General features: G+C 72.9%; 25 protein-coding genes. 16 read left to right on the top strand and 9 right to left on the bottom strand.

All coding sequences use genetic code 11. The annotated features are described in order from the left end of the window. The first annotated feature begins 48 nt into the window (after nucleotides 1–48). The 3 genes from ACZ4M8_RS04635 to ACZ4M8_RS04625 all read left to right on the top strand — a co-directional run bounded on the left by ACZ4M8_RS04635 (nucleotide 49) and on the right by ACZ4M8_RS04625 (nucleotide 1,554). Nucleotides 49–876 carry a helix-turn-helix domain-containing protein gene (locus ACZ4M8_RS04635; RefSeq protein ID WP_467603253.1) on the top strand — a complete coding sequence of 276 codons (828 nt, stop codon included), beginning with the start codon at nucleotides 49–51 and terminating at the stop codon, nucleotides 874–876. Beyond that, nucleotides 873–1,079, top strand: a complete 207-nt coding sequence (locus ACZ4M8_RS04630) for a DUF397 domain-containing protein (RefSeq protein WP_467603252.1) — start codon at nucleotides 873–875, stop codon at nucleotides 1,077–1,079. The genes ACZ4M8_RS04635 and ACZ4M8_RS04630 overlap by 4 nt, the downstream gene beginning before the upstream one ends. A 151-nt stretch (nucleotides 1,080–1,230) precedes the next feature. Next, nucleotides 1,231–1,554 (top strand): DUF397 domain-containing protein, encoded by a 324-nt coding sequence (locus ACZ4M8_RS04625; protein ID WP_467603251.1) that lies wholly within the window; start codon nucleotides 1,231–1,233, stop codon nucleotides 1,552–1,554. 109 nt (nucleotides 1,555–1,663) lie between these two features. Here the strand turns inward: ACZ4M8_RS04625 and ACZ4M8_RS04620 are convergent, their stop codons facing one another. Continuing rightward, entirely contained in the window at nucleotides 1,664–2,071 is a 408-nt protein-coding gene (locus ACZ4M8_RS04620) for a hypothetical protein (RefSeq protein WP_467603249.1), read from the bottom strand. A 576-nt stretch (nucleotides 2,072–2,647) separates the two neighbouring features. Between ACZ4M8_RS04620 and ACZ4M8_RS04615 the strand changes: the two genes are divergently transcribed. Together ACZ4M8_RS04615 and ACZ4M8_RS04610 are read left to right on the top strand one after the other, a co-directional pair. Next, nucleotides 2,648–4,915 carry an FG-GAP-like repeat-containing protein gene (locus ACZ4M8_RS04615; RefSeq protein ID WP_467603248.1) on the top strand — a complete coding sequence of 756 codons (2,268 nt, stop codon included), beginning with the start codon at nucleotides 2,648–2,650 and terminating at the stop codon, nucleotides 4,913–4,915. A 279-nt stretch (nucleotides 4,916–5,194) separates the two neighbouring features. Then, a complete protein-coding gene (locus tag ACZ4M8_RS04610; RefSeq protein ID WP_467603479.1) occupies nucleotides 5,195–5,995 on the top strand; it encodes a GNAT family N-acetyltransferase in 801 nt (266 codons plus the stop codon). 137 nt (nucleotides 5,996–6,132) lie between these two features. Here ACZ4M8_RS04610 and ACZ4M8_RS04605 read toward each other — a convergent pair whose 3' ends face one another. From ACZ4M8_RS04605 to ACZ4M8_RS04575, 7 genes are all read right to left on the bottom strand, one after another. Then, the gene (locus ACZ4M8_RS04605; RefSeq protein WP_467603247.1) at nucleotides 6,133–6,606 is read right to left on the bottom strand and encodes a GNAT family N-acetyltransferase; all 474 of its coding nucleotides are present in this window, start codon (nucleotides 6,604–6,606) and stop codon (nucleotides 6,133–6,135) included. Nucleotides 6,607–6,728: 122 nt separating this feature from the next. Next, nucleotides 6,729–7,229: a hypothetical protein gene (locus tag ACZ4M8_RS04600; RefSeq protein ID WP_467603245.1), complete on the bottom strand. Its 501-nt coding sequence runs from the start codon at nucleotides 7,227–7,229 to the stop codon at nucleotides 6,729–6,731. A gap of 70 nt (nucleotides 7,230–7,299) precedes the next feature. Beyond that, entirely contained in the window at nucleotides 7,300–7,530 is a 231-nt protein-coding gene (locus tag ACZ4M8_RS04595; protein ID WP_467603244.1) for a DUF397 domain-containing protein, read from the bottom strand. Between the two features lie 146 nt (nucleotides 7,531–7,676). Then, nucleotides 7,677–8,510 (bottom strand): helix-turn-helix domain-containing protein, encoded by an 834-nt coding sequence (locus tag ACZ4M8_RS04590; RefSeq protein ID WP_467603243.1) that lies wholly within the window; start codon nucleotides 8,508–8,510, stop codon nucleotides 7,677–7,679. Beyond that, entirely contained in the window at nucleotides 8,494–9,024 is a 531-nt protein-coding gene (locus tag ACZ4M8_RS04585) for a DUF6879 family protein (protein WP_467603241.1), read from the bottom strand. The genes ACZ4M8_RS04590 and ACZ4M8_RS04585 overlap by 17 nt, the downstream gene beginning before the upstream one ends. Next, nucleotides 9,008–9,217 carry a hypothetical protein gene (locus ACZ4M8_RS04580; RefSeq protein WP_467603240.1) on the bottom strand — a complete coding sequence of 70 codons (210 nt, stop codon included), beginning with the start codon at nucleotides 9,215–9,217 and terminating at the stop codon, nucleotides 9,008–9,010. Before ACZ4M8_RS04580 ends, ACZ4M8_RS04585 begins: the two co-directional genes overlap by 17 nt. Nucleotides 9,218–9,359: 142 nt before the next feature. Next, nucleotides 9,360–10,670, bottom strand: coding sequence for an SGNH/GDSL hydrolase family protein (locus tag ACZ4M8_RS04575; protein ID WP_467603238.1), 1,311 nt, complete (start codon nucleotides 10,668–10,670; stop codon nucleotides 9,360–9,362). 355 nt (nucleotides 10,671–11,025) lie between these two features. On the opposite strand from ACZ4M8_RS04575, the gene ACZ4M8_RS04570 reads away from it, so the two are divergent. The 8 genes from ACZ4M8_RS04570 to ACZ4M8_RS04535 all read left to right on the top strand — a co-directional run bounded on the left by ACZ4M8_RS04570 (nucleotide 11,026) and on the right by ACZ4M8_RS04535 (nucleotide 20,140). Beyond that, on the top strand, nucleotides 11,026–12,339 hold the full coding sequence (locus ACZ4M8_RS04570; protein WP_467603237.1) for a DUF445 domain-containing protein: 1,314 nt from the start codon (nucleotides 11,026–11,028) through the stop codon (nucleotides 12,337–12,339). A gap of 133 nt (nucleotides 12,340–12,472) precedes the next feature. Further along, on the top strand, nucleotides 12,473–13,252 hold the full coding sequence (locus ACZ4M8_RS04565; protein ID WP_467603235.1) for a class E sortase: 780 nt from the start codon (nucleotides 12,473–12,475) through the stop codon (nucleotides 13,250–13,252). A gap of 66 nt (nucleotides 13,253–13,318) precedes the next feature. Beyond that, a complete protein-coding gene (locus ACZ4M8_RS04560) occupies nucleotides 13,319–13,552 on the top strand; it encodes a DUF3311 domain-containing protein (protein ID WP_467603233.1) in 234 nt (77 codons plus the stop codon). Further along, on the top strand, nucleotides 13,549–15,126 hold the full coding sequence (locus tag ACZ4M8_RS04555; RefSeq protein WP_467603232.1) for a sodium:solute symporter family protein: 1,578 nt from the start codon (nucleotides 13,549–13,551) through the stop codon (nucleotides 15,124–15,126). The genes ACZ4M8_RS04560 and ACZ4M8_RS04555 overlap by 4 nt, the downstream gene beginning before the upstream one ends. Before the next feature lie 228 nt (nucleotides 15,127–15,354). Beyond that, nucleotides 15,355–15,669: a DUF6412 domain-containing protein gene (locus ACZ4M8_RS04550; protein ID WP_467603230.1), complete on the top strand. Its 315-nt coding sequence runs from the start codon at nucleotides 15,355–15,357 to the stop codon at nucleotides 15,667–15,669. A gap of 362 nt (nucleotides 15,670–16,031) precedes the next feature. After that, on the top strand, nucleotides 16,032–16,805 hold the full coding sequence (locus ACZ4M8_RS04545; RefSeq protein WP_467603228.1) for a YidC/Oxa1 family membrane protein insertase: 774 nt from the start codon (nucleotides 16,032–16,034) through the stop codon (nucleotides 16,803–16,805). Between the two features lie 261 nt (nucleotides 16,806–17,066). After that, complete coding sequence (locus ACZ4M8_RS04540) at nucleotides 17,067–17,924, top strand: fumarylacetoacetate hydrolase family protein (RefSeq protein WP_467603227.1); 858 nt, start codon at nucleotides 17,067–17,069, stop codon at nucleotides 17,922–17,924. 383 nt (nucleotides 17,925–18,307) lie between these two features. Then, nucleotides 18,308–20,140 carry a choice-of-anchor A family protein gene (locus ACZ4M8_RS04535; RefSeq protein ID WP_467603225.1) on the top strand — a complete coding sequence of 611 codons (1,833 nt, stop codon included), beginning with the start codon at nucleotides 18,308–18,310 and terminating at the stop codon, nucleotides 20,138–20,140. A gap of 459 nt (nucleotides 20,141–20,599) precedes the next feature. Here the strand turns inward: ACZ4M8_RS04535 and ACZ4M8_RS04530 are convergent, their stop codons facing one another. Beyond that, nucleotides 20,600–21,727 carry a Gfo/Idh/MocA family protein gene (locus ACZ4M8_RS04530; protein WP_467603223.1) on the bottom strand — a complete coding sequence of 376 codons (1,128 nt, stop codon included), beginning with the start codon at nucleotides 21,725–21,727 and terminating at the stop codon, nucleotides 20,600–20,602. Between the two features lie 55 nt (nucleotides 21,728–21,782). Between ACZ4M8_RS04530 and ACZ4M8_RS04525 the strand changes: the two genes are divergently transcribed. The 3 genes from ACZ4M8_RS04525 to ACZ4M8_RS04515 all read left to right on the top strand — a co-directional run bounded on the left by ACZ4M8_RS04525 (nucleotide 21,783) and on the right by ACZ4M8_RS04515 (nucleotide 25,488). Next, the gene (locus ACZ4M8_RS04525; protein WP_467603221.1) at nucleotides 21,783–22,985 is read left to right on the top strand and encodes an ROK family protein; all 1,203 of its coding nucleotides are present in this window, start codon (nucleotides 21,783–21,785) and stop codon (nucleotides 22,983–22,985) included. Between the two features lie 1,361 nt (nucleotides 22,986–24,346). Beyond that, entirely contained in the window at nucleotides 24,347–24,490 is a 144-nt protein-coding gene (locus tag ACZ4M8_RS04520) for a hypothetical protein (RefSeq protein ID WP_467603220.1), read from the top strand. A gap of 227 nt (nucleotides 24,491–24,717) precedes the next feature. Further along, nucleotides 24,718–25,488: a GntR family transcriptional regulator gene (locus tag ACZ4M8_RS04515; RefSeq protein ID WP_467603218.1), complete on the top strand. Its 771-nt coding sequence runs from the start codon at nucleotides 24,718–24,720 to the stop codon at nucleotides 25,486–25,488. Nucleotides 25,489–25,850 lie beyond the last annotated feature (362 nt).

The following is a 25,850-nucleotide window of genomic DNA, read 5'->3' as shown; positions in this document are numbered from 1 at the left end:
AGCACCGTTCAACGTGTGTCAGGGGGAGGAAAAGTTGGTGATCATGCCGTGAATCGCAAGGAGTTGGACCCGGACAAGTCGCCGGAGGCCGCGTTCGGGGCGCGTTTGCGCACGTTACGTGAGGAACGCGGCTGGACGCAGGAGGAGTTGGCCGAGCGGATGGGGTATTCCGGCACCCATATCTCGGCCGTGGAAACTGGCCGCAAACGCCCAACTCTTCCACTCGCCCGGCGGGCGGACGTAGCGCTGGGCACCGGGGAAGAATTCGAACGCGCGTGGCGCAAACTCCAGAACTCCGGCCTGCTGGAGGGCTTCCCGCAGTTTGTCGCCCATGAGGCGCAGGCGGCGGAGATCCGGTTGTACGAGGTCGGGGTGATACCGGGGCTGGTACAGACGCCGGAGTACGCATCGGCGCTGCTGGAGAGCGTGGTGAAGCGTGGAGCGATCACCGAGGAGCAGGCAGAGGAACGAATCGCGGTCATCGAGGAGAGGCAGGAGACTCTTGCCCGGACGCCCGCGCCGCTGGTCTTCGTGATGCTCGATGAGAGTTGTCTCCGTCGGCCTGTCGGCAGGCGAGACGTCATGAACGCTCAGTTGGAGCGGCTGGTTGAGTTTGCCAAGCTGCCGAACACGGTTCTTCAAGTTGCGCCGTTCGCCATGGGAGCCCGACGGCCGCTGAGCCTGCCGCTCTACCTGCTGACTCTGCCCGACCGCTCCCTCGTGTCGTACGCAGAGTCAGCCCACCAGGGCCATCTTGAGCGGGACATCACATTCGTACTGCCTCTGCTGACGGCCTACCATCAACTACAGGCCGAAGCGCTCTCCCAAGCGGAATCTGTGGCCATGATCCAGCAGTTGCGAAAGGGCTCCCCATGACGACCGAATCTCTCCGTTGGTTCAAGTCCTCGTACAGCGAGAACGGCGGCGCCTGCATCGAGATCGCCGCTGACCTCGCCGCCTCGCGCGGCATCGTCCCCGTCCGTGACTCCAAGGACCCGCAGGGCCCGGCGCTGAGCGTGCCCGCCACCGCCTTCGCGTCCTTCGTCGCGGGCGTCAAGGCGGAAGAGTTCCGCGCCTGAGTCAGGCCGACGTACGGCGAAAAGCCCCGTCCACCTCTCGACCGGAGGCAGGCGGGGCTTTCGTATGCCCTCTCGCGGGCGCCGCCGTCGCGCTTCTACCCTCGGACCGATCCAGGAGCGTGCCGACAAGGCTGCGAAAGGGAGTGCCGTGATGACCGAGCCCCTGCAATGGTTCAAGTCCTCGTACAGCGAAAACGGTGGCCAGTGCGTCGAGGTGGCCGCCGAGCGCTGGTTCAAGTCCTCGTACAGCAACAACGGCGGCCAGTGCATCGAGATCTCCGCCGACCGCTGGTTCAAATCCACCCACAGTGACAACGGCGGCGCCTGCGTCGAGGTGACCGCCGTCCTCGTCGCCTCACACGGCGTCGTCCCCGTCCGCGACTCCAAGGACCCGGACGGCCCGCGCCTGACCGTCCCCGCCACCGCCTTCGCGTCCTTCGTCGAAGGCGTCAAGGCGGACGCGTTCCACGCCTGAACCGGACCGCGTACGACGGAAAGCCCCGCCCGCCTCCGGTCGAGAGGCGGGCGGGGCTTTCCCAGGTCAGCCACGCCGGGGAGGCCGGGGCAGCCCGATTCAGGCCGGATCAGGTCGGGTCGGGCACGGGAATCCAGCCCGTCCACTGGCCCTCGTGGTTGCGGATGTTGACCCGGTACGCACCGTCGGGGTGGAGGGCGACGATGTCGAAGGCCCAGCGGTCAGTGCCACCCCAGCGGTGGCCGACCTCGATCCGCCCGACGGCGTTGCCGCCCGTGGAGACCCAGCCGGTCCACTTGCCCTTGGTGTTGTTCCAGCGGGTCCACACCGCGCTGTCGGCGCCGACGAGGAACTCCTGCTTGGTGCCGTCGGGGTACTTGTAGGTGGTGACGCCGTACTCGCAGACGTACGTCGCGCCGGCGCGCTTGCAGTGGCTCACGGCGTTGGCGGGCGCCGCGGTGACCGCGATCCCCGCCAGAACGGCAGCCGCGACGACGGCTGCCTTGATCTTCTTCATGGGAGTGCGTGCTCCTAGCTCGTGCACGGGTGGTTCACCCCCAGCTTCGCGGTGGGGGCTTGCGGCACGCTGACGTTCCTCTTGCGCGCGCACGCGGCGCGCGGGGTGCCGGTCCGGCGGACCGCCGCCGTACACCTGTCCGCTCCCGGCCGGACCTGAAGCGGACAACCCGGAGGCCGCCACCAGCCTGGGCTCCGTCCTCCCGGTGCGTGACTCCAAGGATGTCTCCCGCACCCGCTCATCTTCTCCTCGGCCTCATGGACCGGATCGAACCATCACCGCGCGGGAAGAGCGTCGGCACGGACGCCGCCGCGCCGAATACTCCTCGGCGTGGAACCGAATGGCGGCCTCGAACGTGCTTGATGCTGTTGGAAGTTGAGAACCACAAGCACTCTCATAAGCGGATCCCTGGAACAGGGGCGTATGAAGATGCTTCCACGCCCCGATTGCGGGGCCTTGGTTCTTGAGACGCGAGCAGGTTCTCTCCAGCCCTGAACTTCCGAGAGCGAAGGTGAAGAAGTGAAGAGGATGCGTGAAATGAGACGCCGGGCACCGCGGGGGCTCCTGGCGTCCGTCATGACCTGCGTCCTGGGTGCAGGAGTGTGGCTGGGCACGGCGACCCCGGCCAATGCCATCGAGGACGGCTGGGAGACCGAGCCCAGCCCGGGAGACCGCACCGATATGGCACAGATCTGGGCCGATTCCGACGGCGATACGCTGGAGCGGTTCATCTGCTCAGGGACTGTCACGAGCAGCAATAAAATTCTGACAGCAGAACACTGCTTCGATCATGTCGACCCTGAGAACACTTTCGTGTTGGTGGGCGACAAGAAGCGTGGCGTGGGCGACCGGCATCGCGTCATCCGCAAGGACAGCCGAGGTGATCTCGCGGTGCTCACCGCGGATGTGTCGCGCGGTTCCAGGCTGAACACCAGGGGAGTTCCCTACGCCGAGCTGGGGCCGAACAAGCCGGTGCGGCTGAAGGAAAAGGCGCAGTCCTTCGGATGGGGGAAAACATGCGCCACGTGTGGCCCGTCCAAAACTCTCAAGGGCGTGAACACGAAGGTCAACGACAACGACGGCCTGGTGCGTGACACGAAGGGCGGTCTCGGCTACCGGGTCCGGACCACTGACGGCCGTATCCGCAAGGGAGACTCCGGCGGTCCGAACGGCTTCTTCGATGGCAATACGCGGGTCATAACCGGTGTGGCTTCGCGTGTCAAGCTGGAAGGCCCGCCCGATGCCTACATGTCCGCGACCTACGACAAGAAAGGTTGCAAACCCGACAAAGATTGCGTCTATGAATGGCTGCAGAAGGAGGCCGGGATGGTGGTCAACAGGAGGGAGCACAACGACCTCCGGCGCCGCGTGATGCCACTGGGTGACTCGATCACCTTCGGCAAGGAGAGCTCCGACGGCAACGGCTACCGCGACGAGTTGCACGACGCCCTCGAAAAAGAAGCCGGCAAGGGAAACGTCGACTTCGTCGGCAACGTGCGCAACGGCACCATGTCCGACCGGGACAACGAGGGGCATCCGGGCAAGCGCATCGATCAGATCGCGGATTACGCCAAGTGTTCCGTGCCTCGGTATCAGCCGAATGTGATCACGCTGCACGCCGGGACCAATGACTTCAACCAGCGCCATGATCTGTCGACGGCGCATTTGCGGATGAAGGATTTGATCAGCATGGTGCTGAACGAATCGCCGAAGGCGGTGGTCGTGGTCGCGAAGGTCCTTCCGACCGCGAAGCCCGGTATGCAGCCCCGCATCGACGCGTTCAACGCCAAGCTGCCCGGTGTCGTCTCCGAACTCCGCGCGCAGGGTAAACATGTGGTGCTGACCGACACCAGTGACGTCAAGGTCAGCGACGGCCTGGAGAACGACGCCCACCCCAACGACGCCGGCTACGCGAAACTCGGCTACGACTTCGCCAGGGGAATCAAGGAAGCCGCGGACAAGGGGTGGATCGAGAAGCCCGCTCCGCAGAAGCCGGACGCCGGATGCAACACGGACGGCAGCAAAGCCGGACCGGGCTGGCGCGCGCTGGGCACCGTCGCCCCCGGGATGGCCTCCCCCTCGGGCAAAACCGACCTCGCCGACTTCGACGGGGACGGCCGCGACGACTACGTACGCGTCGGCGAGAGCGGCCAGATACGCATCGCCCTGAACCGCGAGGGAAAGCCCGGAAAACCGCGCTGGAAAGAGGTGACCTCCCGAATTTCCTTCCGTGGGCTCAGCCGTGAATTCCGCCTTGCCGATGTCGATGGGGACGGGCGCGTCGACATCGTCAGTCCCCCTTCGATGAGCACCGGCAACGCGCGCTTCTACCGGAACTTGGGCCTGAAGGACGGCGAACTCGGCTGGAGCTGGTCGGATGTCCCGTTCTTCCGCGGTGTCCCGCCGGAGTCCATCCGGTTCGCCGACGTCAACGGTGACGGCCGTGATGACTACCTCAGGGTCGGCGAGAACGGTTCCGTCCACGCCTACTACAACCTCCCGGGGAAGAAGGGAAGTTGGAGCTGGCACTGGAAGGAACACCGCAACTGGGCCCCGGGTGTCTTCTACGGCTCCCGGAGCAGACTGCGGCTGGCGGACGTCAACGGCGACGGCAAGGCCGACTACCTCATGGTCGGCAAGCGGGGAGCCGTGCACGCCTACCTCAACAACGGCGGTCGCGGCCACGGCGGCTTCACCGAGCGCCGGTACTTCGTCAACGAGACCGGCTACCCCGGTGACAAGGTGGCGTTCCGCGACATCAGCGGCGACGGCAAGGCCGACTACACCGTCGTCTACGGCGGCGGATCCGTCCGCGCCTGGCTCAACCAGGGCGGCAACACGTAGGGCGACGCAGGGCACGCGCGCCTCGTCGTGAAAGAGAGTGCAGCGGGCCGTACTCGCCGGGAGCGGTGGGTACGGCCCGTCCTCTGTGTGGCGGCGCGGTGGCGATGCTTCCGGCCCGACCCGGCGACGGCCGGACAAATGCCGTGCGGTTCCCGCGCCGCTGTGCTGGGATCGGACGCCATGACGTCGTCGCACCTCCCGCAGGGCCCCCGTACCCCTGGGTCTGCCGGTTCTCCCGGCTCCCCTCCCCGTTCCGAAGAGGCCGACGTGCTGGCTCGGATGGAGCGGAACGTGGCCGAGCACGCCTGCCACCTGCACCGGAGCATGGCCGGCGCGACCGTCACCGAGACCGGGGACCTGCTCATCGCCGACAGCGGACTGGACGACGACACCTTCAACATCGTCGCCGCCGCCCGCTTCACCCCCGAGGACGCCCCGGCCCGCATCGCCGCGACCCGCCGGGCGCTGGCCGCCACCGGCCGCCCCTTCTCCTGGTGGGTGGGGCCCGCCTCGACACCGCCGGACCTGAGCGCACGGCTGACGGACGCCGGGGCGCCGGCCACGGAATATGAGACGGCGATGTGGGCCGAGCTGGACGAGATCCCAGGGCTGTCCGGCCCACCGCGACCGGGCGCGATCCCGCAGCCGTCCGCCGTACCGGAGCTGGACATCCGGCAGGTGACCACCCCCGGCGAACTGGCCGACCACGCCACCGTCCTCGCCGCGAACTGGACCCCGCCCGCCGCCACCGTCCGCCGCTTCTTCGACCGCGCCGCCCCGCAGGCACTCGCCGCCGACTGCGCCGCCGCGTACCTGGTCGGCTACGTGGACGGCCACCCCGTCAGCTCCGCCGAGGTCTTCTGCCACGCCGACGTCGCCGGGATCTACAACATCAGCACCCTGACCGCCCACCGCCGACGCGGCTACGGCGGCGCCCTCACCCTCGCCGCCCTCCACACCGCCCGGCAACGCGGCCACCACCGCGCCGTCCTCCAGGCATCCACCGACGGCGAACCCGTCTACCGCCGCCTCGGGTTCCGCTCCTGCGGCCGGTTCAGCGAGCACGCGGTGGGGGGCTGAGGGGGAGACACCTCCGGGGCCCGTACGGAGACGGGGCGTGGCACGGAGGTGCCCGCCGCCCCCAGGGCGCCGACCGGGGGGCGGAAGGGGCCCGGGGCGTGCGGTACCGATCGGCCGGGGGCCGGAAGCGGAAGCCTTCAGGAGCCGAGGGACAGCTCCCGCAACTCCTCCGAAGGCAGGAAACCGGAACGCCGGTAGAGCGGATCACTGCGCTCGGACGGCCAGACGATCAACGTCTCGAAACCGGCGGCGCGGCAGTGCGCCTTCAACGCCTCCAGGAGGGCCGCGCCGGTCCCCCTGTTCCGCTGCGCCGGGGTGACGTAGAAGTTCGTCACGTACCCGATCGGCGCGTTGTCCTCGTACGGCTCCGGCATCCGCTCCACCGGGCAGAGGAAGACATGGCCGCAGACCTCCCCGCCGCTCTCCGCGACCCAGGCCAGCCAGCGGCCGTCGCCGAGCCGGTCCCGGACCCACCGCTCGGCCTCCTCCACGGGACGGTCCGGCTCCGGCGGTCGCCCCGCGTGGTCCTCCCGCTTGAACCTCCAGCGCAGTACGGCCAGCGAGCGGGCATCGGAGGGGCGGGCCGGGCGCACGGCGAACTCTGAGGTCATGGGGCGAGTTTCGCGGGAGTGCGGTCGTGGGGCGAGGGGATTTCGGGGGCGGTTGCCCGGCCGCCGGGGGCGGCCGGTGGCCGGGGGACGTCCGCGAGGGGGTGGGCAGCCGGGCCGCTGCCTCAACGGTCAGCTCCTGGCCCGGCGGCCCGCTCCCGCCCCACCGGGCAGCTCAGCTCCGGCAGTGCGCGGTTCGGTGAGCAGCACACCAGCGCCAGGGAGAGGAACGCCGGACGTTCCAGGTAGAAGCCGTGGGCGACGTCGCCGCCCCGCGCCAGCCGTTCGGCGGCGCGGCGGGCCAGCGCCGCCGCCCGCGCGGGCGCCCGGTCCGCCGCCGACGCGAACCGGGGCCCGTACGCGGTCAGCCGCTCCCCGAGCCAGTCCGCCGCCTCCGCCGGCCCGTCCCAGGTGCCGCGTACCAGCGCCCCCGGCTTGATCAGCCACCGCGCCGTCTCCAGCGGCGGCAGATCCACGACGGGGAACTCCGCCGCCACCTCCCGGTACCGGCGGACCAGCTCCGGCCTGCCGTCCGCCGGCGGTGGCTCGGGAAACGGCGGCCGCCGCAACGCCTCCTCGTCGAAACGCTGCTTGGGGCCGGTCCATGCGTAGGCGTGGAAGTGCAACGGAGGTTCCTGTCAAGGGAATCGGCGGCTGCCCCGTCCCGTGGAGGCGGGGCAGCCGGGGAGCGGCCGGTCAGGCCGGAACGGTGAAACGGGCCGGGTCGATGCCCGCCGCCGCCAACTCGGCACCGGTGAACCGCAACGGCTCCGCCCCGGGCCGCTTGCTGTCCCCCAGCGCCCACACACCGGGCCCGATCTCCGCGAGCGTCGCGCAGGCCTCACCGTCGGGATGGGTGTTGCCGCCGCAGGCTTTCCGGAACGCGATGCCGTCCAGGGGAAGTGCGTAAAGGTCGGACGCGGACATGGGGTGCCTCCCTGTTGTCGAGGTCGCGGCGTTTGTCGCCGTGAATTCATCATCGGGATGGCAGTCCGGGGAATCCAGTATTATTCGCGTAGCCGGATAGAAGAATTCGGGCGATATGGCGAAGCGATTCTGCGCGGCCCCACCAATCATGGGTGGCAGGTGCGCGCCCATTCTCCGAGTACGGACCTGGCCTCGTCGCCGAACAGTGCGTGGGCCTCGTACAGGGAGAAAACCTCCAGGTGCTCGGAGATATCCCTGGGGTCCTGGAACGCGATGCGTCCGGTGAATGTCTCGACCGTCGCCAACCGGCGGTCGTACACCGTGAAGGTGTTCAGCGGGCCACGCCCGATCCCTGTCCCCAGCGGGATGACGCCGATACGTACATGAGGGAGGCGGGACACCGCGATCAGGCGGTCGATCTGTACGGCCAGCACGGCAGGGGGCACCAGGGCCCACCGCACCGCCTGTTCGGTCAAAAGGAACGTGAAGTGCTTCGTGCCGTCGTGGAGGACCGCCTGCCGCTCCAGTTTCCTGGTCACCGTTGCCGAGATGTCCACCGGGGAATGCCCGAGGCTGGCCTTGATGTACTCGGGCGTGGCCAGGAGCCCCGTCACCATCGCGGGGAGGAAATAGCGGAGCGTCGTCGCCTCGGCCTCCAGACCGGCCAGCTCCGCCTGGCGTTTCTCCAGGCCCCGGCGCCATGACGCGCGCTTGCCCTGCCACTCCGTGTGGGCGAGCCGTGCCAGCGAAGCCACTTCCGCCACGAATTCCGGCGGTGCGTCAAGGGCCCGGAGAATCAACTCGACATCGACGAGGCCCGGCGTGATCCGGCCGGTCTCGATGTTGCTGAGCTTGGTCTGCGACATATTGCAGCGCCGAGCGAGCCAGACCTGAGTGCGTCCGGCTCGCTTGCGCAGGGTGCGGAGTGTTTCTGCCAGGTCGGCCTTCGACCGGCCCAGCTGATCAGGGTCGAAGGTCAAGGCCCTTCACGTACTCCTCGAAGGGCACCGCGTGTTCCAGGGCGATGCGCTTCTGCTCCAGGTATGAGGAAAGGTCTCCCTCGTAGGTTTCGCGGTTTATCTGGGTGCCGTCGGGGCGGTAATTCAGATGGGCAATACGGGAGGTGTCGAACATCCACCAGTCGCGTCCGGAGAGCGGCAGGCCATAATTCTCCCGCGTCACGTCCAGAATGCGGATGTCCTCGCCCGCTGCGATGTTTCCGGGAATGCTCCAGGAGAATTGATACCGCTGGTAGTCGGTGAGCGGCTGCCACACGATGCGGACCCGCCCGATGTACCTGCCGTCGGCGACATAGCCGCGCACCCGCTCGTGCCAGCGGGCATTGTGGCCGACGGGCTTCTCCTCGCCCCGCAGGAAGCGGGCGAAGTTTTCCTGCTCATTGGGCATGGTGTACGTGGGCTGCGCCTCGAACCGCCATGCCTCCCGCGTGAAGGCGTCGAAGAACCGACGCCAGTCCTCACCATCCAAGAGCACGGACGGCCTCCTTCAGGACGGGCTCGGGGATCTCCACCAGACCCTCGCCCGTGGGCGGGGTGAAGGCGGTGGAAACGGGTCCTTGGATGATGAACGCTCCGTTCTTCGCCCGGTAGACGTTCGGGCAATCGTCGTCGTCGCAGTTGGGCCCGCCGACGTTTCCGGTAAGGCGAGTCAGTTCCGCACGTGCCATGGTTCCCCTCCTCGTCGGCAGGGCCGTTCCCCGCCGACGAGGAGGACGGTAGGGCGCGCGGGGGCCCAGGGTCCACGCCATCCCGCCTTTATTCGCGTTGTCGGGTAAAGAGGCCCGTCAAGGCCCCAGCCCGCCCGCCCCCTCACAGAGAAGCCGGCGCGGCCCGTCGCAGATGGTCCAGATTGACCGCGTCGGCCATGGCGCGGAAGCCCTCGTCGCTGGGGTGGAGGTGGTCGCCGGAGTCGTAGGCGGGGCGGAGGCGTTCGGGGGACCAGGGGTCGCGGAGGGCCTTGTCGAAGTCGACGACCTCGTCGAAGACGGAGCCGGAGCGGATGGTCGCGTTGACCTGGCTGCGGACCGCTTCGAGCTTGGCGTTGTAGCCGCGGTGGCCGCTGAACGGGGTGAGGGTCGCGCCCGTCACCCGCAGACCGCGGGCGTGGGCGTCGCGGACGATCTGCCGCATCCCGGCGATGATCTTCCGCGGGTCGTACTGGCGCGGCGTCTTGAGCAGGTCGTTGATGCCGGTCTCCACCACGACCGCCTTCACGCCGCTGCGGGAGAGCGCGTCGCGGTCGAAGCGGGACAGCATGCTGGGGCCGTTGTTGGGGGAGAAGCGGGAGCCGTCGACGAGCAGGCGGTTGCCGCTGATGCCCTGGTTGAGGACGCCGTAGCGGGGGGCGCCCGGTTCGGTGCGCAGGCGGGTGGCGAGGAAGTCCGTCCAGCGGTGGTTGGCGCCCGCGGTGGAGGTGATGCCGTCGGTGATCGAGTCGCCGATCACCACCACCGCGCCGTGCGCCTCGTTGCTCCACACGTCCACGCCGGTCAGATAACGCCAGTACGGGCTCTGCTCGGTGTACGCGGCGCCCGTCGTGTCCTCCGTACGGTCCCCGCGCGCCAGGTACGACGTCTGCCGGGCGTAGGGGTGGTACGTGGCGGGGCCGGACGGCGACGGGGAGTACGTGGTGACCAGCAGGTCCGCGTCCTGCGGGACGGACAGCCGGACCGGGTCGCTGGTGACCGCGCCGCCCGCCGGTATGGTCACCGCCGGGCGCCCGCCGAAGGCGAGGCGGCGCATCGTGCCCGCCGCGGCCGTCGGGTCGCTGGGCGCCGCGGCCAGCGCCAGGGAGGCGTGGCTGACCGGCAGCGGGCGGGTGCCGTAGAGGTTCGACAGCTGGATGCGGGCGCGGGAGCCGCCGACGCTGGTGTGCACGACGTTCCGGATCGACATGCCCGCGTAGCCGTCCAGGGTGCCCGGCTCCGCCGCCGCCGCCGACGCCGACCACGTACCGACCCACTGGCCGGAGACGGCGGGCGCCGCCGGGTTGCGGGGCTGGTGGGTGGCGGTGCCCCAGGACCCGCCGGCGCCGCCGAAGCCGACGAAGATGGCGGTCGAGACGAGCACCACCACGGCCGCCAGACCGGCGAGCAGGGCGTAGCCCACACTTTTCTTCATGCGGGGCGGATCTCCTGGGACGGCGGAGCCGCAGGCTCCGGGCGGGCAGGGGCTGCCGGGCGCGTCGGCTGCGCCGCCTTCGCCGTGCGGAAGGCGGCGGACCTGGGCATCCGGCGATCAGCGGCACCGTTGCGGTCCGATCGGTCCCGCCATGATCCCACGGCGGACACGGGGGGCGCCCGGCGCCCTTCGCGCGCCCCTCCTGGGAGGGACGCGCGGGAACCGCGGCGCGTTCCCCGGGCGGATACCGGGTGGGTCACAGTTGACGCAGACGGCCGGCCGCCGCCGGGGCACGGTGGCGGCGCGGCCGGCCCGCGGTGCGCCGCACCGCGGGATCCGGGAACGGGTGGAGTGGATGGAACGTACGCAGACGACCTCGGCGCCGCACGCGGCCCAGCCGGCCGGAACCGGCCCGGGAACCGCCGCCGACCAGGAAAGACGCCGGGCCGTACGGCGGATGAAGACGCTCGCCACCGGCCTGCTGCTGGGCGTCGCGGTGCTCTACGCCCTGGCGAAATGGGCCGGGACGGTGGGCGCCGGAGGCTGGGCCGGATACGTCGCCGCGGCCGCCGAGGCGGGCATGGTGGGTGCGCTGGCCGACTGGTTCGCGGTGACCGCGCTGTTCAAACGGCCCATGGGACTGCCCATCCCGCACACCGCCATCATCCCCACCAAGAAGGACCAACTGGGGCAGAGCCTCGGCGAGTTCGTCGGGGAGAACTTCCTCTCCGACGAGGTGGTGCGCCGCCGGCTGCGCTCCGTCGGCATCGGCCGCCGCCTCGGCGGCTGGCTGGCGGAGCCCCGTAACGCCGACCGGGTCACCGCCGAACTGTCCACCGCGCTGCGCGGTGCGCTGACCGTGCTGCGCGACAGCGACGTCCAGGCGGTCGTGGGGGAGGCGATCACCCGGCGGGCCGACGCGCAGGAGATCGCGCCCGGACTCGGCACCCTGCTCGGCAAGATCGTCACGGACGGCGGCCACCGGCGGGTGGTGGACCTGGTGTGCGCCCGCGCCCACGACTGGCTGGTCACCCACGGCGACTCGGTGATGAGCGCGGTCTCCGGCGGCGCGCCCGGCTGGACCCCGCGGTTCGTCGACCGGAAGGTGGGCGACCGGGTCTACAAGGAACTGCTGCGCTTCGTCACCGAGATGCGGGACATGCCCGAGCACCCGGCGCGCGGCGCCCTGGACCGCTTCCTCACCGACTTCGCCGCCGATCTCCAGCACGATCCGGACACCCGGGCCCGCGTCGAACGCCTCAAGTCCGAGGTGCTGGCCCGCGGCGAGGTGCAGGACCTCATCACGTCCGCCTGGACCGCGGTGCGCACGATGATCGTGGCGGCGGCGGAGGACGAGAACAGCGAACTGCGGCAACGGGCCCGCGCCGCCCTCCTCTCCCTCGGGCAGCGCCTCGCCCGGGACGGACGCCTCCAGGGCAAGGTCGACGGCTGGCTGGAGGGCGCCGCCGTCTACGTCGTGACGACGTATCAGCACGAGATCACCGCCCTCATCACCGACACCGTCGCCTCCTGGGACGCCGAACAGACCTCCCGCAAGATCGAGGCCCATATCGGCCGCGACCTGCAGTTCATCCGGATCAACGGCACCGTGGTGGGCGCGCTGGCCGGACTGTGCATCTACACGGTGTCGCGGGCGTTCGGGGGGTGAGGGCGGCCCGCGCCCGTACGGGGCCGGGGCGCGCGGCCCGCGGCTGACGTTGCGTCAGTCCCAAGGCCGTACGGACGCGGGCGTCCCGCCCACACCCCTGGTGACCTCCGCCCGCACCGTCTACCGTGCCCGCGTGCAGGGCTCCTGGGAGCGGGCGGTCGCGGTGCGCGGACGGCGGGCACCGGTACGGGCGGTGCGGGTGTGCGCCGAGGCGCTGGTCAGCTGCGGGGTGGTGCTGTTACTGCTCGTCGCCCATCAGCTGTGGTGGACCAACCGGCAGGCGCAGGACGCCGCGCGGGACCGCGTCGGGCAGCTGGAACGCCGGTGGGCCCACCCGGAGCGCCCGCCCACCGGGGCGATCGGTGCTGCGCCGGCGACCGGCCCTGCCCCGGCCACCGGCCCGCCGCCGACGGCCGCCGCGCCCCGTGCCCCGGCCGCCCGGCCCGCGCCGCCGCCCCGTCCGGACGCCGGGTACGCGGTGCTGCGCATCCCCCGGCTCCGGCTGGCCGTCCCGGTAGCCGAGGGCACCGGGCGCGCCGCCGTCCTCGACAAGGGGTACGTCGGGCACTACCGGGGCACCGCGCAGCCCGGCTCCGCCGGGAACACCGCGCTCGCCGGGCACCGCAACACCCACGGTGAGCCGTTCCGCCACCTCGACCGGGTGCGGCCCGGCGACACCGTCCGTATCGACACCGCCGACGCCGTCCACACGTACACCGTCCGCGCCGTGCTGCCCCGCACCCTGCCCGGTGACACCGGGGTCCTCGCACCCGTGCCGCGCAGCACCGTCCACCCCGCGTACGGCTTCACCGCCCCGGGCGCGTACCTCACCCTGACGACCTGTACGCCGGAGTTCACCTCCACGTACCGGCTGATCGTCTGGGCGGTGCTGCGCGCCACCGAGCCGCGCTGACGGGCCTGCCGCCGGGGGCGACGGGCATGCCGCCGGGGGGCGGAGGAGCGCCTAAGCTCTCGCCCCGTGCGAAATCAGACACCCGGCGGCGTGCCCCCGGGCTCCCGCAAGCGCCCGGCGCTGCTGTGGCTGCTGCTGCCCTACGTCCTCTTCCTCGCCGCGTTGCCGCTGGTCAACCGGGTCACGCCGACGGTGTTCGGGCTGCCGTTCCTCTTCTTCTGGATGCTGCTGGCGACCGTCGCGACACCGGGTGCGGTGTGGCTGGCGCGCCGCGGTGACCTGCGGCGGGGGCACCGATGAAGGCCACCGTCGCCACCTCCGTCTTCGGCGCCTTCATGGCGTTGACCCTGGTGCTGGGCCTGCTGGCGGTGCGCGCCCGGCGCGGCGGACGCCGTGAGCGCGGGCTCGCCGAGTGGTCGGTCGGCGGCCGCAGTCTGGGCACCGTCTTCATCTGGGTGCTGATGGCCGGTGAGAGCTACACCAGCTTCAGCTATCTCGGCGCCGCCGGCTGGGGCTACCGCTTCGGCGCCCCCGTCCTCTACGTCATCGCCTACATGTCCTGCGGCTACGCCCTCGGCTACGTCGTCGGCCCGATGCTCTGGGCGTACGCGCGCCGCCACGGACTGGTCGGCATCACCGACATCGTCGCCCACCGCTACGGCCGCCCCTGGCTGGGCACCGCCGTCGCCCTCTTCGCCACCGTCTGCCTGCTGCCGTACATCCAGCTCCAGATCACCGGCATGGGCGTCGTCGTCTCGACGATCTCCTACGGCGCGATCAGCCTCAACTGGGCCTACTTCCTGGGCTTCGCGCTGACCACCACCTTCGTCGTGGTCAGCGGACTGCGCGGCAGCGCCTGGGTCTCCGTCCTCAAGGACGTCCTGGTCATCGCCACCCTCGGCTTCCTCGTCGTCTACGTGCCGCTGCACTACTTCGACGGGTACGGCGACTTCGTCCACCGGGTGGTCGCGGAGAAGCCGCAGTGGCTGACGTTCCCCGGGCACGAGTCGGGCGGGCTCGGCCAGGGCTGGTTCCTCTCCACCACCGTCGTCAACTCGCTGACCGTGGTGATCTTCCCGACCACCGTCGCCGGCTACCTCGGCGCCCGCAGCGCCGACACCCTGCGCCGCAACGCCGTCTACCTGCCCGCGTACAACGTGCTGCTGTTCGTGCCGGTGGCGCTCGGCATGGCGGCGCTGTTCGTGGTGCCGGGGCTGACCGGCGCCGCGTCCGACCTGGCGCTCTTCAAGCTCGTCACGGACTCCCTGCCGGCCTGGGCGGTCGGCGTGATCGGGGTGGCCGCGGCGCTCTCCTCGATCGTCCCGATGGCAGTGTTCATGCTGGTCATCGGCACGATGTGGGGCCGCAGCGTCTTCGGCGCGCGGTCCGGCGGCGGGGCGGGTACGGGCGCGGAGCCGCCGCTCGACGGCCCGGCCGGGCAGCGCCAGAAACGCTGGTCGCAGCTGGTCGTGGTCGCCGCCGGCACCCTCGCGCTGCTCCTGACCTACTTCGCCCCGCAGACCCTCGTCCGCCTCTCCCTCATCTCGTACGAGGGCATGGCCCAACTGGTGCCGATGCTGCTGCTGGGGCTGGTATGGCGGCGGCTGACCTGGCAGGCGGCGGTCTCCGGCGCGGTGGCCGGGATCGCTCTCGTCTGCGGGGCGGTCTTCAGCGGCAACGACCCGCTCTGGGGCGTCAACGCGGGCCTGCTCGCCCTGGCGCTCAACGTCGCGGTCGCCCTCACCGTCACCCGCTTCGGTCCGCGCGCGCACGACCCCCGCCCGGACACCGAGGTGCTGGCGCTGGACGACGAGTTCCCGAGGGCGGGGGAGCGGCCCGACGCGGGGGAGGCGACGGCGGCGAAGGCCGGATGAGGGGCCGGATGACCGGGTGAAGGGGAGCGGACCGCGTCCCGCGTGCCGGGCCCGGGTCGCGGGGTGACCGGCCCGTTCCCCGGCGTGGTCCGTGCCACAGCCCCGCCGCCCGTCACCCGAACGGCCCGCACCGTGGTTACCCTGGGCGCGACGACAGCTCCCGCGCCGCCGTGGCGCGGGCCGCGCCGGGCTCCGGTGCGGTGACCGACGGCCGTGAGGAGGCGCCCGGTGGCCCGTATCGCCGAGATCTGGCGGCTCCGCACCTCCGCGCTGACCCTCCTCGTCGTCGGGCTGCTGCTGGCCCAGAGCGGACTGGCCACGGCGCTCACCGCGGCCGCGACCACCGGCGCCATCCTGCTGCTGTGCCGGGCGTTCCTCCTCGGGGTCCTCGCCGGGTGCGCCCGGCCGATGCCGCCGGGCCGGGTCCGTACCGCGATCCGGGACCGGGAACGGCGCACCGCCTTCCTGCCGCAACGCGATCCGGACGCCGCGGGCCGCCCGCGGCCCCGGGCACCTGGCCGCGCCCTCCCGACGGCCGCGTAGACGCACCGGCGACCGCCCGCCCCGCCGCCCGCCGGGCCCGTTCGCGGAGCCCGGCCCGTATCCGGAAGAGCCCGCCACGGCGCCGCGCCGCCGGGACCCGCCCGTACCGGGTGGAGGACCCGCGCGTACGCCCTCCGGCGCGCACCCGCTTTCCGGAACCGCTCCGTGAGCGCACGGCTTCGATCCCCGCGCCCGGACGTTCCGGAACCGTTCCGACCGCACCGCCCGGCCCCGTACCACGGGCCACCGGACGCGGCCGGAGCGGCGATCCGGTCAGGGCGCCCGCCCCGCACGCCCCGCGTCCCGCACGGCCCGTCACGCCGCTTCCATCCGGCACGACGAGACCCGTGGAGGGCTCACCCATGTCTGTTTTCGGTCCGCTCGGCACGCTGCTGGCGCACGGCGCCGAGGCGCTCACCCCGCTCTTCGGCGCCTCGGCCACGGCCGCCGCCATCGTCCTGTGCACCCTCGCGGTCCGCGCCGCACTCCATCCGCTCGCCCGCGCCGCCGCCCGCGGCGAACGGGCCCGCGCCGCCCTCGCCCCGCAGCTCACCGCCCTCCAGCGCAAGCACAGGAAGGACCCGGAGAAGCTGCGCCGGGCCACCACCGAGCTGTACGCCACCACGGGCGCCTCCCCGCTGGCCGGCTGCCTGCCGTCGCTGCTCCAGCTGCCCGTCTTCTTCGTGATGTACCACCTGTTCTCCACCGGCGGCGGCGCCGGGCTGCTCGGCCACACCTTCCTCGGCGCGCCGCTCGGCGGCCACTTCCCGCAGGCGCTGGCCGACGGCGGCCCGTTCGGCCCGCAGGGCCTGGTCTACCTGGGCCTGTTCGCGCTGGTCGCGGCAGTCGCCACCTGGAACGTCCGGCGGGCGCGGACCGCGGCGGCCCGCCGGCCGGAGACCGCCGCCCCCGCACTGCCGGGCGGCGCGGGCCTGACCAAGGCGCTGCCGCTGCTGTCGTACGCCACGCTGCTCACCGTCGCCGTGGTGCCGCTCGCCGCCGCGCTCTACGTCGTCACCACCACCGCTTGGACGGCCTGCGAACGCGCCCTCCTCCACCGCGACCGGCCCGCCGAGCCGACCGGCACGGGCCCGGACGGCGGCACCCGGGCGGACGCGGTGCCCGCCCGGACCTGACCGGCGCGGCCGGGAACCCACCCCGTTCCCGTACGGGAACGCGTACCGGCCCCCGTTCCCGTACGGGCACGGTTTCCGGCCCCCTGCTGTACGCCGTTCCCGTACGGGTACGCTTTCCGGCCCCGCGTTCCAGTACGTGGACGGGGGTCTTGCGGAGTGGGCGGGGTTCTTGGACGATCGGCCAATTGCTCGATGGCCGTCCCCATCGGCCGGCCCGGGAGGACCCTTCCGGGCCGACCTTCGACCACGGGAGTCGTACCGATGAAGCTGCTGCGTGTCGGACCTACAGGGGCGGAACGCCCGGCGCTGCTCGACGCGGACGGGGTCCTGCGGGACCTCTCCGGACTGGTGCCGGACATCGACGGGACACTGCTCGCCGACGAGGCGGCGCTCGCCCGCATCCGTACGGCGTCCGGTACGGGCGAACTGCCCGCCCTCGACGCGGCGGGGCTGCGCACCGGCCCGCCCGTCGCCCGGATCGGCAAGGTCGTGTGCATCGGGCTGAACTACCACGACCACGCCCGCGAGACCGGTGCGGCCGTCCCCGAGGAGCCGATCATCTTCCTGAAGGCACCGGACACGGTCGTCGGCCCCGACGACACGGTCCTGGTGCCCCGGGGCGCCGAGAAGACCGACTGGGAGGTCGAACTGGCCGTCGTCATCGGCCGCACCGCCCGCTATCTCCCGGACGACGACGCGGCGCGCGCCGCCATCGCCGGGTACACCGTCGCCCACGACGTCTCCGAGCGCGCCTTCCAGATCGAGCGCGGCGGCCAGTGGGACAAGGGCAAGAACTGCGAGACCTTCAACCCGCTGGGCCCCTGGCTGGTCACCGCCGACGAGGTGCCCGACCCGCAGAACCTCGGGCTGCGGCTGTGGGTCAACGGCCAACTGCGGCAGCGCGGCACGACCGCCGAGCAGATCTTCCCGGTGGCCGAGACCGTCCGGTACGTCAGCCGGTTCATGACGCTGTACCCGGGCGACGTCATCAACACCGGCACCCCGGCGGGCGTGGCCATGGGACAGCCGGAGCCCAAGCCGTACCTGCGGGCGGGCGACGTCGTCGAGCTGGAGATCGACGGCCTGGGCCGCCAGCGCCAGCAGCTCAAGGACGCCTGAGCGGGGGCGCGGCGGGGCCGGCCCGGGGCCCGTTGGCTGACGGGCGTCGGCCGGGGCGGCTCTGAGGCGCGTTGCCCGGCGGGGTGCCGGTCGGCGCCCCGGGGGTGCGTGATCCGGGCGGGGCGTTGACCAGGGGGTTCGTCCCTGAGCCGCTGCCTGGCGAGGGTCCGGCCCCGGGCGCGTGGTCGGCGCTGCGCCCCGGGGGCGTGGGCCGGAGGCCGGACCGCGTGGCCCGGCGCGGCAGGCCCGGTGTGGTCGGGGCGCGGTGTCCGGGCGTGTCGCTACGGCAGATGGTCCCTCCGGGGCCCATCTGCCGGTCGGTTTTCGGCGACGCGCCCGGGTGCTCCCCCGCGCGCGCGGATGATCTCCGCATAGTGCCCGGCATGCCAGGAAAGCAGAAAAGATGGTTGAGGGCGGCGCTGGCCGCCCTGGTCGGTACGGCGCTCGCCGCACTGCTGGGGCTCGGCGCCGCCGTGGTGTTCGCCGATCCCCTGCCGGGCGGGCTCGGCCCCTGCCTGGGCAGTGGCTGCCCCGGCTCCTACAACGACCCGAACAACGGCCCGATCGCGGGCCGGGACGAGAACATCAACATCTACGTGGGCGGTGACTACCGCGTCGGCGGCTCGGCCGCCGAGGCCGAGGGCAAGATCGTCACCCTCGGCGATTTCTCCATGAACAAGACCGGCGGCTCGGGCGTCTACAACGTCGGCGTGGTCGGCGTCGGCTCGCGGGTCCCGCCCCCGAACGGCTCCGACTTCCTCACCGTCGGCAACAACGTCACCGTCGCGCCGGGCCAGCGCCTCCTCGCCGAGGAGGGCGCCACCTCCGGTGTGGTCAAGTACGGCGGGACGCTCAGCGGCACCGTCAGCCCGCGCGCCGAGTACGACCCGGCGGCGGCCGACCCCTACCGCAACCTGCGCGGACAGCTGACCGAGTCGAGCGCGTGCTACGCCCGTGTCGGCGGGGAGCAGCGCCCCGCGACCGGCACCGCCGTCAACCAGGGCTACCAGACGCTCTTCCGCGGTGACGGCACCTCGCAGCTCCAGGTCTTCAACGTCGACTTCGACATCGCGTCGGCGAGCGGCGGTGATCAGGGCATCGCCTTCGAGAACATCCCCGACGGCGCGACCGTCCTCGTCAACATGCTCGGCACCAGCCGCACCATCAGCACCTACATCGGCCACGACCTCCAGCCCCAAGGCATCCGCGAGCGGCTGCTCTGGAACTTCCCGGACGCCACCTCGGTCACCTTCAAGGGCAGCGCGCAGTTCCAGGGCGCCGTCCTGGTCGGCCCGCAGTCCAGCCTGACGACGGTCACCGTGCCCGGTATGAACGGCCGCTTCTTCACCGCCGGTTCCCTGGACCACCTGGGCACCAGCGGCTCCGAATTCCACAACTACCCCTTCACCGGCGACCTCCCCGACTGCACCCAGACCCCCTCCCCGACCCCGTCCCCGACGGAGCCGACGGCCACCCCGACCGAGCCCACGACCGGTCCGACGGAGCCGACTGCGTCCCCGACGGAGCCGACTGCGACGCCGACCGAGCCGACGGCCACGCCCACGGAGCCGACTGCGACCCCGACGGAGCCGACGGCCACGCCGACCGAGCCGACTGCGACCCCGACGGAGCCGACGGCCACGCCGACCGAGCCGACCGCGACCCCGACCGAGCCCACGACCGGTCCGACGGAGCCGACGAGCCGTCCGACCGAGCCCACCGGGCGTCCGACGGAGCCGACGAGCCGTCCGACCGAGCCCACCGGGCGTCCGACGGAGCCGACCGGTTACCCGACGGAGCCGACCGGCCGTCCGACCGAGCCGACCGGTTACCCGACCGAGCCCACCGGCCATCCGACGGAGCCGACCGGCTATCCCACCGAGCCCACTGATCACCCCACCGAGCCGACCGATCACCCGACCGAGCCCACCTGGTACCCCTCGGGGCACCCCAGCGCCTCGCCGAGCGACGGCCACGGGGGCTGGAGTGACGGCGGGACCAGCGGTGGCGGCCACGGCCACGGCTCCGGCGGTGGCGACGGCGGCCATGGCGGAGGTCACGGCGGAGGCCACGGTGGTGGTCACGGCCACGGCCACGGTGACGACGAGCTGGCCGCCAGTGGTGCGAGCAACCCCTGGCTGATCGGCTCCGCCACCGGTGCGCTGATCATCGGAGCGGCGCTCATCCTGTTCATCCGCAACCGCCGCACCAGCTGAAACTGATCCACCCGGTGGCCGGCCCCTGAGCCCCGGCCGCCCTCACCCGGGGCCCCGGCCACAGCCGTGACCGGGGCCCCGTCCTGGCCGGGGCAAGGCACAGCGGGCAGAGGCATGCGGCAGGCGGGCGGGAAGGTCGTCGGTCCGGGCCGCGTGGGGGCGGACAGCGGTACGGGTCCAGCGGCTCGGGCTCGGCCCGCGGGCCCGGATACCCGGCCCGGGGAGCCCAGGCCCGGCGGCCCAACCCAGCTGTCCGGCCCTGGGAGGTCGGCTCCCGGAGGTCGGCTCCCGGAGGTCGGCTCCCGGAGGTCGGCTCGGGGAGGCCGGCCCCCGCCACTCGGGCTAGGAGACCGACCCCTGGAGGTCGGCCCCACAGCTCGGGCCCGGGAGACCGAACCCCGGTCACCCGGCCCCGGCAGGTCCGGGCTCGGGCATCCGTCCCTGGCCCCGGCCCCGCTCTCAGGCGCCGGGTATCCCGATCCGGACCGTGCGGGCCTCGGCCGCCGACAGCTTCGCGGCCTCCAGGACCCGCAGCGTGTCCGCCGCCTCCGCCGCGGTCACCGGCGGGCGGCCACCCTCGCGCAGCGCCCGCGCCACCGCCGCGTAGTACGCCGGATAGTCGCCGGGCAGCGTCGGGACCGGCGTACCGCCCCCGCTCAGCGGGGACTCCCCGGCGCCGAGGCGGCCCCAGGCGGACTCCGGCTCCACACCCCACGCCACGCCCTCCTCACCAGGGCGGGCGCCCGCGCGCAGCGCCGCCTCCTGTGGATCGAGGCCGTACTTCACATATCCGGCCTCGCTGCCCAGCACCCGGAAGCGCGGGCCCAGCTGAGCGGCGGCGGCGTTCACCCACAGATGGGAGCGGACCCCGCTGGTGTGGGTGAGGGCGAAGAAGGTGTCGTCATCGGCCTCCGCGCCGGGCCGCCGCACGTCGGACTCGGCGTGGACGGACGCGACGGGGCCGAAGAGCGTCAGCGCCTGATCGACGAGATGGCTGCCGAGGTCGTAGAGGAGACCGCCGATCTCCGCCGGGTCGCCGGACTCGCGCCAGCCGCCCTTCGGGCGTGGCCGCCACCGCTCGAAGCGCGACTCGAAGCGCCGGACCTCGCCGAACGCTCCCTCGTCGAGCAGCTTGCGCACCGTGCGGAAGTCGTTGTCCCAGCGGCGGTTCTGGAAGACGGAGAGCAGCAGGCCGCGGTCGGCGGCGAGCGCCGCGAGACGGTCGGCCTCGGCGGCGGTGGCGGCGAGCGGCTTGTCGACCACCACCGGCAGGCCCGCCTCCAGCGCGGCGGAGGCCAGCGCCACATGCGTCTTGTTGGGCGTAGCCAGGACGATCAGATCCAGCTCACCGGCGCGGGCGAGGACCTCCTCGGGGCCCGCGACCGTCCGTATCCCGGAATGCTCCGCGCGGGCCTGCGCCTGCCGCTCGGGGCTGCGGGTCGAGACGGTGTCCAGCACCAGGCCCTCGGTCGCGGCGATCAGCGGGGCGTGGAACACCGAGCCCGCCAGGCCGTAACCGATCAGGCCGACGCGGAGCGGCGCGCCGTCGCGGGCCGGGGGTACGGGGGTGCCGGGGGAGTCGCTCATGAACCCACTTAAGCAACAGTGTTTCCGAAGTGCAAGGGCTGGGGACAATGCAGACGTGACCAGCTACGACCACGAGCCGCCGGAGCACCCCGGAGCGTCGGCCGCCGCCTCCCACGCCGCCGGTGCCGCGGCGGGCTTCAACCTCCCCGCGCTGCGCGGGCACAACGCCGCGCTCGTCCTGGGCCTGCTGCGGGCGGCGGGGGAGGAGGGCGTCAGCCGACTGGAGCTGGCGGCCCGTACGGCGCTGACGCCACAGGCCGTCAGCAAGATCACCTCCCGGCTCCGCGCCGACGGCCTCGCGGTGGAGGCGGGCCGCCGCGCCTCCACCGGCGGCAAACCCGCCACGCTGCTGCGCCTCGTCCCCGGCGCCCGCCACGCCATAGGCGTCCACCTCGACCGGGACGAAGCCGTCGTCGTCCTCGCCGACCTCGCGGGCGCCCCGGTGGAGGTGCGCCGCGCCCCGCTCGACCTCACCGCGGGCGCCGAGCCGGTCCTCACCGCTGTGGAGCGGCAGGTCGCCGCAGTCCGTGCGGTGGCCGGCGCACCGGACGTGCTGGGCGTCGGCGTCGCCTGCCCCGGCCCGCTCGACCACACCACCGGGGTGCTGCGCCAGGTGACCGGCGCCCCCGGGTGGGACGGCTTCCCGCTGCGCGACGCCCTGGCCGAGCGGCTGGGACTGCCGGTCGTCGTCGACAAGGACACCAACGCCGCCGCTCTCGCCCTGGCCCACGGCCCCGGCCGCCCCGGCTCGTTCGCCTACCTGCACCTGGGGACGGGCCTCGGTGCCGGGCTGGTGCTCGACGGCGCCCTGTACCGGGGGCCGCGCACCGGCGCCGGGGAGTTCGGCCACCAGGTGGTGTGGTGGGACGGCCCACGTTGCGCATGCGGTCGGCGCGGCTGTGTGGAGGCGCTGTGCCTGGAAGCGCTCGCCCGTGACGACCTGCCCGGCGCGGCCCGCGCGCTGGGCGTCGGCGCCGCCAACCTCGTGGAGCTGCTGGACATCGACCGCATCCTGCTCGGCGGCCGCACGATCGCCGCACACCAGGACGCCTTCCTCCACGGCGTCACCCGGGAACTGACGGACCGTGCCACCGTCCGCGGTGCCTCGTCCCCACCGGTGACGGTCGCCCCGGCCGGCACCCCCTGGACAGCGGCGGAAGGCGCGGCCCACCTGATACTCGCCCCCCTCTTCGGGGCCGCGACGGGCGCGATCGGCCCACAACGGCCCCTGGAGGAAGGGGAACTCGCCGCCCGATAGGGCGCCGTCCTCGAAGGGCCCGGCGGCCAAGGGCCCGCACCCGGCCCACGCGCCGGAAGGTCCCGGGCTCCCGAGGAGGCGCCGGAGCCTCGGGCCGACCGCCATATGCCCGGCCCTTCCCGGCGCCGGTATCCGTCCGCGTTCGGCGGTGGATGTTCCCGGCGGCCGTGCCTGGCCCACGGGGCCGGAGGAGCCGGGGCGTGGAGGCCGGAGCCTCGGGGCGACCGGCGCCACCCGCTCCCTCCCGGCGGCGGCTTCGCCGCGTCCGGCGGGGAGCACGTTGTCCGGCGGGGAGGGCTTCCCGGTGGCTCGGGCGTTCGCGCACGCCCGCCCTGACGGAAAGTCATCTGATAGGGCGGGATCCGGCGGCCGGTCGGGTGCACACGCGCCCGGCCTCCCGGGGGCGGCCGTCCACCGTGGCAGGGTCCGGCGCATACGGTGCGTGGCGGCCGGGGGCCGCGTCGCCGTATGTCCTGGCCGGCGAGCAGCAAAGGACCGTCATGGCGACGCACCCGCCCGAGCCCCCGCCCACCGAGGCGGTCGAACCAACCGCACGCCCCACCGAGCCGCCCGGATCGGCAGCCCCCGCCGCCACCTTGACGGGACATGCTGCGCTCGTCGTGGGTGCGGCTGGGGCCGTCGCGGGTCCGGTCGCGTCTGCCGTGGGTCCGGCTGCGCCCGTCGCGGGTCCGGTCGCGTCCGTCGTGGGTGCGGCTGCGTCCGTCCCAGGTCCGGTCGCATCCGTCGCGGGCCCGGTCGCATCCGAGGTCGGCGCGGCGGCGTCCGCCATGGGCCCGGCTGCGCCCGCCGTAGCCCCGGCCTCGCCCGCGGTCGTTCCGTACGGTCCGACCGGGGCCGCCCCCGAATCCGCCCGGCCGCCCGCGGCTCGACCCGCTCGTCGCGCCGATCCCGGACGGCTTCCCGGAGCCGTCCGGTGGTCTCCGGGCCCTACGTTCCGGGTGATCTTCACCGGAGCCCTGTTGGCCGCCGCCTGTGTCATCGCCCCGGCTCTCGCGGTGGCCGCCGAGGCTCCGCCCGCCGCCGCGGCGGCGAATGCGGCTCCGGCGTACGCGGCCCCAGCCTTCCGCACCCCAACCACGATCCCCTCCGGAGAGCCGGATCCGTATGCCAGGGCTCGGGCCGCCGACCACCCCGCAGGGGCTACCGGGAATCACCCCGTGTGGGTCACCGCGGATCACCCCATGCGGGCCACCGGGGATCGCCCCGTGTGGCTCACCGGGGCCCGTCCCGTGCGGGCCCCCGGGGGCCGTCCCGTACGGCTCACCGGGGATCACCCCGTACGGGCCACCGAGGACCATCCAGTACGGGCCACCCGGGGCCGGTCCGCCGACGTGTCCCCGGTGTCGCACCGCGTTCGGCCCGTCCGGTCGCAGGAGTTGGCCGATGCGGGGCAGGGGCCGATGCCCGCCCTCGCCGCCACTGCCGCGGCCCTCTTCCTGGGCGGCGCCGGACTGCTCGCCGCCGCCCGGCGGCTCCGCGGCTGAACCACCGGGCCGGGCACATCCGCTCGGCCCGCCGGGGCCTCGGTCCGAGGCCCCGGCTTCCGTCCCGGCACCCGCGCCACGCCCCCCACCCGCCTCCCGCGGCCGGACCGCCGCGGCTCGCCCCGCTGCCCCGCGCTTCCGCTCCGCCCCAGGTCAAACCGTCCGCAACCCACCTTCCGCGCCACCGGCACCCCACCGCCGTGCTCCGCCCGTGCGAGGATCGCGCCGTGGATTTTCCGTACGGCCAGAAGCCTGGCGCGCCCGTCCGGTCCGGTATTCCCGAGCACGGGCGCATACCGAAGTACTACGCGGCGAAGGTCGGTATCGCGGCGCTGCTCGACGCGCTGGGGGAGGGGGAGCCGCTGCCCGCCGAGCGGGATCTGGCGCAGCGGTTCGAGGTGTCGCGGGAGACGCTGCGGCAGGCGCTGCGGGAGCTGGTGCTGGAGGGGCGGTTGCGGCGGCTGGGGCGGGGCACCGTCGTCGCCGGGCCGAAGCTGGAGCAGCCGCTCTCCCTGGCCAGTTACACCGAGGGCGTCCGCAACCAGGGACGCCGCCCGGGGCGGCAGCTCATCGGGCTGGACCGCTTCCCGTGCCCGCCGGTCCTCGCCGTCGATCTGGGGCTCACCGCCGGGGACCCGGTCTGGCACATGGAGCGGGTGCTCCTCGCCGACGACGAGCGGGTCGGGCTGGAGAGCACGTACGTGGCGGTGGCGCGGGTTCCGGATCTGGACACCGCGTTCGCGCCCGACTCGTCGTTCTACGCGTACCTCCACGAGGAACTCGGCATCGGATTCGGGGACGCCGACGAGCGGCTGGAGACGGTGCTCGCCACCCCGCGCGAGGCGCTGCTGATCGGGACGCCCGGCGCGCTGCCGATGCTGCTCATCCACCGGTTCTCACGGGACACCGAGGGCCGGCCGCTGGAACGGGTCCGCTCCCTCTACCGCGGCGACCGCTTCTCCTTCACCACCCACCTGAACCCGGGCACCAGCGGCTGACACCGGCCCCCGGCCCGGGGCCCCGGGACACCGGCACCGGCGCCGGGCTGCGGCACGCCACCCCACCGCTCAACACCCGGCCGCACAGGCGCACTTGGACCTCCAGGCCCAGCCCCCGAGCCGGGCCGATCCAACCGCCCCTGCCCGGAGGCCCGTCCCCCGGAAAGCCCGGCCGACTCCTCGCCCCTGGCCCCGGCACCTGTCGCCGCAGGCCGCCGAAGCTGCCCACCGCCCCCCGCAGCCGAATCGCCGCACCCCGGCACCGACCCGCACCGGCCCGCGCCGGCACCCGCTCACCCCCTCCAATATCACAAACGCATAACGGGTCTAGTCCAACATTGCGGGCCCGTTCACACACCCGT

This window comes from Streptomyces sp. NPDC027185 (assembly GCF_055567035.1).
This window is presented reverse-complemented; position numbering and strand designations above follow the sequence as displayed.

Excerpts from the sequence above, each read along its gene's own strand:
- ACZ4M8_RS04575 (WP_467603238.1), bottom strand. The coding sequence starts at position 10,670 with ATGAAGAAAAGTGTGGGCTACGCCCTGCTCGCCGGTCTGGCGGCCGTG.
- ACZ4M8_RS04555 (WP_467603232.1), top strand. The coding sequence starts at position 13,549 with ATGAAGGCCACCGTCGCCACCTCCGTCTTCGGCGCCTTCATGGCGTTG.
- ACZ4M8_RS04545 (WP_467603228.1), top strand. The coding sequence starts at position 16,032 with ATGTCTGTTTTCGGTCCGCTCGGCACGCTGCTGGCGCACGGCGCCGAG.
- ACZ4M8_RS04610 (WP_467603479.1), top strand. The coding sequence starts at position 5,195 with ATGGAGCGGAACGTGGCCGAGCACGCCTGCCACCTGCACCGGAGCATG.
- ACZ4M8_RS04625 (WP_467603251.1), top strand. The coding sequence starts at position 1,231 with ATGACCGAGCCCCTGCAATGGTTCAAGTCCTCGTACAGCGAAAACGGT.
- ACZ4M8_RS04540 (WP_467603227.1), top strand. The coding sequence starts at position 17,067 with ATGAAGCTGCTGCGTGTCGGACCTACAGGGGCGGAACGCCCGGCGCTG.
- ACZ4M8_RS04630 (WP_467603252.1), top strand. The coding sequence starts at position 873 with ATGACGACCGAATCTCTCCGTTGGTTCAAGTCCTCGTACAGCGAGAAC.
- ACZ4M8_RS04535 (WP_467603225.1), top strand. The coding sequence starts at position 18,308 with ATGCCAGGAAAGCAGAAAAGATGGTTGAGGGCGGCGCTGGCCGCCCTG.
- ACZ4M8_RS04605 (WP_467603247.1), bottom strand. The coding sequence starts at position 6,606 with ATGACCTCAGAGTTCGCCGTGCGCCCGGCCCGCCCCTCCGATGCCCGC.
- ACZ4M8_RS04580 (WP_467603240.1), bottom strand. The coding sequence starts at position 9,217 with ATGGCACGTGCGGAACTGACTCGCCTTACCGGAAACGTCGGCGGGCCC.
- ACZ4M8_RS04615 (WP_467603248.1), top strand. The coding sequence starts at position 2,648 with ATGACCTGCGTCCTGGGTGCAGGAGTGTGGCTGGGCACGGCGACCCCG.
- ACZ4M8_RS04530 (WP_467603223.1), bottom strand. The coding sequence starts at position 21,727 with ATGAGCGACTCCCCCGGCACCCCCGTACCCCCGGCCCGCGACGGCGCG.
- ACZ4M8_RS04570 (WP_467603237.1), top strand. The coding sequence starts at position 11,026 with ATGGAACGTACGCAGACGACCTCGGCGCCGCACGCGGCCCAGCCGGCC.
- ACZ4M8_RS04595 (WP_467603244.1), bottom strand. The coding sequence starts at position 7,530 with ATGTCCGCGTCCGACCTTTACGCACTTCCCCTGGACGGCATCGCGTTC.
- ACZ4M8_RS04620 (WP_467603249.1), bottom strand. The coding sequence starts at position 2,071 with ATGAAGAAGATCAAGGCAGCCGTCGTCGCGGCTGCCGTTCTGGCGGGG.